General features: G+C 55.6%; 6 protein-coding genes. 4 read left to right on the top strand and 2 right to left on the bottom strand.

The window, feature by feature from the left end:
* Both Q0J60_RS09360 and Q0J60_RS09355 read left to right on the top strand, forming a co-directional pair.
* On the top strand, window positions 1-362 hold a 362-nt coding region (locus Q0J60_RS09360), incomplete at its 5' end, for an iron-containing alcohol dehydrogenase (protein WP_294440887.1).
* Between the two features lie 241 nt (window positions 363-603).
* Entirely contained in the window at window positions 604-1,977 is a 1,374-nt protein-coding gene (locus Q0J60_RS09355; protein WP_294440884.1) for an aldehyde dehydrogenase, read from the top strand.
* Window positions 1,978-2,612: 635 nt separating this feature from the next.
* On the opposite strand, the gene Q0J60_RS09350 is transcribed toward Q0J60_RS09355, so the two are convergent.
* Window positions 2,613-4,004 (bottom strand): helix-turn-helix transcriptional regulator, encoded by a 1,392-nt coding sequence (locus Q0J60_RS09350; RefSeq protein ID WP_294440882.1) that lies wholly within the window; start codon window positions 4,002-4,004, stop codon window positions 2,613-2,615.
* A gap of 229 nt (window positions 4,005-4,233) precedes the next feature.
* Here Q0J60_RS09350 and Q0J60_RS09345 point away from each other — a divergent pair, with 229 nt between their 5' ends.
* Entirely contained in the window at window positions 4,234-5,916 is a 1,683-nt protein-coding gene (locus Q0J60_RS09345) for an FAD-binding protein (protein WP_294440879.1), read from the top strand.
* Window positions 5,917-6,028: 112 nt separating this feature from the next.
* Here the strand turns inward: Q0J60_RS09345 and Q0J60_RS09340 are convergent, their stop codons facing one another.
* A complete protein-coding gene (locus Q0J60_RS09340; protein WP_294440876.1) occupies window positions 6,029-6,466 on the bottom strand; it encodes a thioesterase family protein in 438 nt (145 codons plus the stop codon).
* 637 nt (window positions 6,467-7,103) lie between these two features.
* Between Q0J60_RS09340 and Q0J60_RS09335 the strand changes: the two genes are divergently transcribed.
* Window positions 7,104-7,626 (top strand): PHP domain-containing protein (locus Q0J60_RS09335; RefSeq protein ID WP_294440875.1); only part of this gene is annotated, 523 nt, incomplete at its 3' end.

Here is a 7,626-nt window from a genome sequence, read left to right as displayed (position 1 = left end):
GCCAATACGGGATCGCGCACGGCCTGGCCAACGCGGTGCTGCTGCCGTATTTCCTGGAGGAATATGGCGAGGCGGCCCAGGCCAAGCTCGCTCGCCTCGCACGCGAGAGCGGCGTCGCTGAGGAAATGCTGGGAGATGCTGCCGCCAGCGCCGATGACGCGACCTGCGCCCGCGCATTTATCGATTGGGTGAAGCAGATGAATAAAAGCATGAACATCCCCACCAAGCTCGAGGGCATCCGCGAGAAAGACATCCCCATGATGGCCGCGCGCGCCGATGCGGAGAGCAACCCGCTCTACCCCGTGCCCAAGCTGATGGACGCCCACGAGCTCGAGAAAATGTACCGCCTCGTGACGGCGTAGTGACCCCGCCGGTCCGGGCGCATGGGAGGGCAGCAAGGAACACGCGTTCGGCTACCGCCCTCTTCGAGGGCTATGCGCCTCACTAGGCTTTCCAGCCACTAAAAAGAATAAGTGAGAAAGCCGAGTGATTCCTAGCAGCCCTCCCATGCGCCCGGACCTGAACCCTTCCCCTTGTCCATCATCCCAGTCCCATCGCCGGAACCACCGCGTCGGAACACAACATCATTCCGAAAGGACCGCCATGACCGATATCGAACAAATCGTTGCTGAGCAGCGCGCGTACTTCGCCACCGGCGCCACTATTCCCGTCGAGGCCCGCGTCTCGGCGCTGCGCCGCTTGGAGCGCGCCATCCTCGACCATGAGGACGAAATCAACGCCGCTCTTAAGGAAGACCTGGGCAAATCCGCAACCGAAAGTTACATGTGCGAAGTAGGCCTCACGCTTGCCGAGCTGCGCCATCAGATCAAGCACGTACGCGGCTGGGCGAAGCGCCACGGCGCATGGGTGGGGCTCGCTAACTTCCCCTCGCACGGCTTCACCGTGGCCGAGCCCTATGGCGTGACGCTTATCATGAGTCCCTGGAACTACCCCTTCATGCTCACGATGGAGCCGCTCGCCGGGGCCATCGCCGCAGGCAACTGCTGCGTGCTCAAGCCCAGCGCATACTCCCCCGCCACAAGCGCCGTCATGCGCCGCATCGTCGAAGCCGCATTCGACGAGGGCCATGTGAAGGTGGTCGAGGGCGGGCGCGCCGAGAACACGGCCCTGCTTGACCAGCGATTCGATTACATCTTCTTCACCGGCGGCGTCACGGTGGGTCGTCTTGTCATGGAGAAGGCGTCGGCCAACCTTACGCCCACCACGCTGGAGCTCGGCGGCAAAAGCCCCTGCGTCATCGCCGCCGATGCGAACCTGAAGGTCGCCGCCGCGCGCGTGGTGTTTGGCAAATACCTCAACTGCGGCCAGACCTGTGTGGCGCCCGACTACATTCTGGTGGACGAGAAGGTGCACGACCGATTCGTCGAGCTGGTCAAGGAGCAGATCACCGCGATGTTCAGCGAGAAGCCGCTCGACAACGCCGATTACGGCAAAATCATCAACCATAAGCACTACGACCGCATCATGGGCCTCATCGACCCTGCCAAAGTGGTGGCGGGCGGCGTCGGGCGCGAAGACGAGCTGCGCATCGAGCCTACCGTAATGGATGGCGTGACCGCCGACGACGCCGTGATGGGCGAAGAGATCTTCGGCCCCGTGATGCCCATCATCACGTACAAGACTGTCGAGGAGGCCGAGTCTTTCATCAAGGAACGCCCCAAGCCGCTCGCGCTGTACCTGTTCACCAATAACTCAGCACTGCAGGAGCGCTTCCTTCGCCATGTGCCCTTCGGCGGCGGCTGCATCAACGACACGATCGTGCACCTATCCACGCCCAACATGGGCTTCGGCGGCGTAGGCAATTCCGGCATGGGCAGCTACCATGGCAAGAGGAGCTTCGAGACCTTCAGCCACACGAAGTCCATCCTCAAGAAGGCCAACTGGCTCGACATGCCCATGCGCTACCAGCCCTTCGCCGACTGGAAAGACAAAGCCATCAGGATGTTCTTGCGATAGCGCAAGAGCCCAGAATGCCCACGATTACTCAAGGCGTTCTGCGCCGGTTCGATCGATTCACATAAGCGAAGGATGAATGCACCCCCCCCCGCTTATGTACAAGCGCGCACTTCAAGCGTTGCACGATGGACCCGACAACACAGCATCAGACCCCATTACACAACGTTTGTCTCCCCCAGAATGCGCTGCGTGTCCTTTCCGCGTCGCAAAGGACACGCAGCCTACGAAAAGCGCAGGGATTACCCCTTGCCGATTCCCATGTACATCGCCAAATAGGAAAAACGCCATTATTTTCGAGTTGCGAACTCCACGCACAGTCCATTTCATCTTCCTCGGTTCATTGGAAAGATGAAGTTGCAAAACAAAGACTCTTCACCTGCGGAAACGTCGATTAGGTAGAAAGACAAATCTCAATCCAGAAGCATCGTTCAAGAATTCATCCCAAACCAAGTGTGACAAAGGCGAAATTGAGTTCGTAACTCGAAAATAATGGCGTTTTTTGCGAATCTCGCTGTACACAAAGTTCGTAACTCGAAATATCTGCCACGCAGCAGCGCGAAATCGCGCAATCAGCGTAAGATCGAAACCCGCAACCTGGCAATAATGCAGACATACGTGCTCATCAAGCGGCATCCTCATTCTTTAGAAGCATCAATGAGTTCCTGCTTTGAATTCACCCCGACCTTTGCATAGATGTGCCTCACATGCGTATCCACGGTACTTTTTGAGATAAACAACTCATCGCGAATATAGGGATGGCTTCTCCCCTCAAGCAGATACCCCAGCACTTCAGTTTCGCGAGCAGAAAGACCGAATCGCTCCGCCATCCTCATGCAGCGAGACGATACGTCATCAGATTTTTCCTCTTCACCACGAGAAGGCATTTGGCCCGTAAACAGGAATGCGCTAATCACGACCATGAAAGTGAGGATGCCAACGATATGCATCCTGCCTACCCCACTTCCACCAGGAAACAAAATATGGAAGAACGCTGGCCCCACGAAACTGCCTAGCGCAATCGCCGCGAATCCCCACCCAACTATGTAAACGTGACCGAATTCGTGCTTTCGCGCAAAATCTATAATCTGCATGCGCAGAATCGTTTCGAAAGAAGAATGGGCAGCAGCGAGCAGCAGGCACGCAATCGCAAGTGACGGCATGCCTCCCCATGCCGCAAAGAACAATCCAATCGCCATAATGGGAAGCACCCAGCGAGCGGTGGCAACGAATCCAACACTCGAAGAATACCGAGTAAATAGGAAGATGACGACCGCCGCAGCAATGAGCCCAATACCGAACAATGAAAGCTTTGCAAACTCGACTCCTTGCGCGGATGCGGAGAACATCTCCCAAACGAAGCTCACCAATGAGATGGACAGGAACGTTCGAGCCATTACCAGGATGAATTCTCGACCTTCCTCTGTGCTGTTAGAGAAAGAAAATCCCTCTTGCTTCGTCTTGTTGTCTTCGAAGCTAACTTGCTTCTCTCTGAGCGAAAGAAAGCAAACGAATTCGAGGACCGGAAGAAAGAAAAGCGATACGTCTAGAACAGAATCTGGGACCAATCCCAAAATCGCCATGAAAATGCCGCCGGCGATGAAGGTAAACGCAAACGACATCTCCCCCTGTTCCTCATCTTGATTTGCAAGGATTAATCCCCACAGAATGAGAAATCCCGCAACGCCTCCACCAGTCAAAAGGTTACCGACGAACAGTAAGAGAATATCAGGTTCAGCCCCCGACAGAGATATGAGGCCAATGCTATATCCAATTAATCTCATCGCAAGGAATGCCGATGAGCTTATTGTTTGCCGATTCCTGTCGAATAAGCAATTCCCAAGCAGCGGATATGCGATATAGAACACGACTCCAACTGTAGCAAACCGAATCAGAGATGCGATAGGCGACTGAGGGCCAATCTGAATGCCTGCATTCGCATCCACCGGAGGATGAGCGAGGAATACCCAGGCAAAGCAAAATGCCATGCCCGCAATCTGCCACGGATTTATTCTTACAGAATCACCCATCTTCTACCCTCCCCTGCATATAATACCCAATCGATTTTATTGAACCCGTATCAAGCATGCCTAAAATCAAATTCCTTCAATCGCTATCAGGGGTTTTGCAAAAATCATTACTTTCTATCGATGCCCATCATTTAGTTTTACACACTTCTATCGATGCGCCGCACGCGGCTTCCAACACATCATTCAGCCAGACGACATAAGTCGTTGCACTCGACGCAAGGAGGAAATTATGGCTAAGGCAATCGACAGGCGCAGCTTCCTCAAGGGCGCATTGGCAACAGGAGCCGCAGCGGGAACAATATCGCTCATGGGGTGCTCATCGCCCTCCACCGGCAAATCAGATCAGGTGAGTTCAACCGCATCCGACAGCACCCAAACGGCACACAGCTGGGAAATCGCCCCTGATCCCATCTCTGACGATCAGATTTCCGAAACCGTTGATGTCGATGTCGTGGTTGTCGGCGCGGGTATGGCAGGCATGGCCGCCTTTATGTACGCCGCAGAAGCAGGCGCCAAGACCGTCATCATCGAGAAACTTGACAGCTATCACGGGCGCGGCCTCGACTTCGCGGCGATCGGCACGAAAGTCCAAAAGGAAGCGGGCATTACAATCAATAAGGGGCAGCTCGTCAACGACCTCGTAAAAGCTTCGGGATATAAGGCGAACGGCAAGCTCATCAAACTCTGGGCCGACCACTCCGGTGAAGTGTTCGACCGCCTCATTGACATGACCGTTGCCGATGGTGGAGAGGTCACGCTGGGAAGCGGATCTTCTGCATCCGCCGATGCAGAAGACTTTGCCACTAGAACATATCCCACTGATCATATGTTTGGCGCGGTCGTTGAAGGATCTATGAACCTGATTGGTCGCATGGAAAAAGCCGGTCAAGAGGCGGGCGGAGAATCTCGCTACAATACGAAGGCAGAACAACTCATCACCGATGACTCAGGGGCAGTAGTGGGAGTTATCGCTTCAAGTGAAGACTCCTATATCAAGTTCAACGCAGCAAAGGGCGTCATCCTTGCCACGGGCGACTACCATAACAACCCTGATATGGTCGCCGAATGGTGCCCACTCATCCAGAACGCCGAGGGAAGCGTCTACCCCGAAGTTGACGCGAATACCGGAGATGGCATCAACATGGCGCTGTGGGCAGGCGGCACAATCCAAAAGAGCGATCACGCCGCCATGGTGCACCCCATTTTTGGTGGCGGAGCCATGAGTGCAGCATCTTATATGAAAGTCAACGCCGATGGACAGCGCTTCTGTAACGAGAACACCTCGCTGCCCGGCATCTCCAACATGTATATGACCAATAGTGGCAAAGTGTGGGCTATCTTCGATTCCGATTTCGAAGAGCAAATGACCAAGATGTCGCCACTAAGCAATTACAACAACAATACGGCGGGACCCCTCACGAAATTCTTCAGCGATGGAACAATGGACCCTGCCAATCCTGGCACTCCTTCTGAGGTGGTAGACATCTGCCTTGAAGAAGGCACCACCACTGAAGCAGATTCAATCGAAGCGCTCGCTGAGGCTATCGGAGTTCCTGCGGATGATCTCGTGGCAACAGTCAATCGCTACAATGAGCTTGTCGATTTGGGTGTCGACGAGGACTTCGGAAAGGATGCAGCAGACCTGCAGCCCATCAAACAAGCACCGTTCTATGCATCGCAACTGACTGCCAAAATCCTTGTTGTCGCCTCGGGGCTCAACGTTGATAGTCAAATGCGCGTGCTTAACGCCGAAAACCAGCCCCTGGGCGGCTTATATGCTGTAGGCAATGTCATGGGCAATTTCTTTGCCAACGACTACCCCATCTGCGCTCCTGGCCTGAGCCATGGTCGCTGCCTGACGCTTGGCGCGCTCATCGGCGAAGCAGTCGCCACGGGAACTGAACTCGCATAGCACGCTAGGCACCAGAACATCCCAGTTTGCCCGGCGCACTCCCTCCCCTTAGCGCCATTGGCAAGGAAAGGCCCGACTGTTGTCGGGCCTTTCATACTTTACCGGGCCTTTCTTATTCCGTCGGTTCGCAGGCGCTTTTGTACGCCTCGTATAGATCGGGCGCCACTTTCTTCTGGCTTACCGGCCTGAAATCGCTCGCGCGCACCAGGCAATGCTCCGACATACCGGCCACGCAGGGCTTATCCTCACCCGGCGTCTGCCCCTCTTTGTACACTTCGTACGCATAGGTCGTTTTCACGGGCGTGACCTTGACCACCTTCGTGCGCACGATGGCAACATCCCCGTACGTAAGCGACTCGCCATACGAAAGATGCACGTCGAGAACAGGGCTCATATACCCCGCCTCCTCGAGCTTGGCGTAAGGAAAGCCGAGCTTTTCGAGAAATTCCGTGCGCGCCTCCTCAAAATACAGCAGATAGTTCGCGTGGTACACCACGCCCATCTTGTCGGTCTCGGCGTAGCGGACCCTAATCCTGGTTTCTCCTACCATCGCGCTCCTCCTGGCTCTTCGCCCTCCAGCTTGTTCATGCGTAACGCAGTTGATGATAGCATTCGACATGGATGCAAGCCCAAAACGCCACGAATTCCATTTTGTGCGCTGTGCTTGCAAAGTATTAACTCTATGAATAGTCGGAATCCTCCCAAGAACGAAGCGCATGAAGCATATTTCGGACTTTCCAGCGCAGAAATATGCGGTGACCGTGCTTGCGCGACGCAAATGAGCCCGATAAGCATCCATGCCTGACGCAAATGGGTCCGACACAAGCACGCCCTTTGGTGTAAAGACTCCGATTCGCAGCCTCAAGCTACATGGCGCAAAGCACAAACTGCGATCCGTGGCGTTTTTCGCCTTTGTCGATGCTCGAACAGCGCACAAAATGAGATTTATGGCGCACACGCCCGCATCCTGTAAAATGCGCGTCACTTCTAGCGTTTGACGAGCGGCAAAGATAACGACAGGGATATTATGGAATGAAATTAGTGCGCGGCAAAAAGCTCGACACATCAGCCACTGTCGCTAGACATCAACGCCTGCGGCGCAAAGGGGGCGGATGCACCTGCAATCGTCGGCAGAGGGCCGCCTGCCCACCGCGCCCCGACTGTACCCTTATCGCGAAGGAACGCTTATGCCCCAGCTTGTCGACTGCCATACCCATACGCTGTTCTCAGATGGAAAGGCGACGTTTAGGCAGAACATGCGCGCCGCCGCATCCGCCGGCCTCGCGACTATCGCATGCACCGACCACCTGGCGCACCCCGCGTTCATGGATTGCGCGATCGACGAGTCGCGTCTCGACGAGTACGCGGCGGAAATCCGCCACATGCGCGAGGAGTTTCCCCAGTTAAAGATAGTGCACGGATTCGAAGCCGACTGGTATCCAGGTTGCGAGGCAGACATCGCCGCCACGCGCGGCTCTGCAACGTTTTTGCTGGGGTCCATCCATTATCTGAACGAATTCGCCATCGATTGGGACGAGGATATGCGCGCAGGGGTAGAATGTGGCGCCGACGGCGTGTGGCACCGCTACGTGGATAGCTGGTGCGAGGCGTGCTTCTGCCCCGCGCGCTTCGATTCCATGGCGCATCCCGACCTTCCGCGCCTGATGGGGCCGGCGGGATACGCACCTACCATCGCGCTGGAGCCCCTAT

This window comes from uncultured Slackia sp., from assembly GCF_944321625.1.
Taxonomy (GTDB): domain Bacteria; phylum Actinomycetota; class Coriobacteriia; order Coriobacteriales; family Eggerthellaceae; genus Slackia.
Note: the sequence above shows the minus strand (reverse complement) of the source record. Positions and strands in the feature narration are given on the sequence as shown.

Coding starts and splice junctions, on each gene's coding strand:
- Q0J60_RS09355 (WP_294440884.1), top strand. CDS start 604: ATGACCGATATCGAACAAATCGTTGCTGAGCAGCGCGCGTACTTCGCC.
- Q0J60_RS09350 (WP_294440882.1), bottom strand. CDS start 4,004: ATGGGTGATTCTGTAAGAATAAATCCGTGGCAGATTGCGGGCATGGCA.
- Q0J60_RS09345 (WP_294440879.1), top strand. CDS start 4,234: ATGGCTAAGGCAATCGACAGGCGCAGCTTCCTCAAGGGCGCATTGGCA.
- Q0J60_RS09340 (WP_294440876.1), bottom strand. CDS start 6,466: ATGGTAGGAGAAACCAGGATTAGGGTCCGCTACGCCGAGACCGACAAG.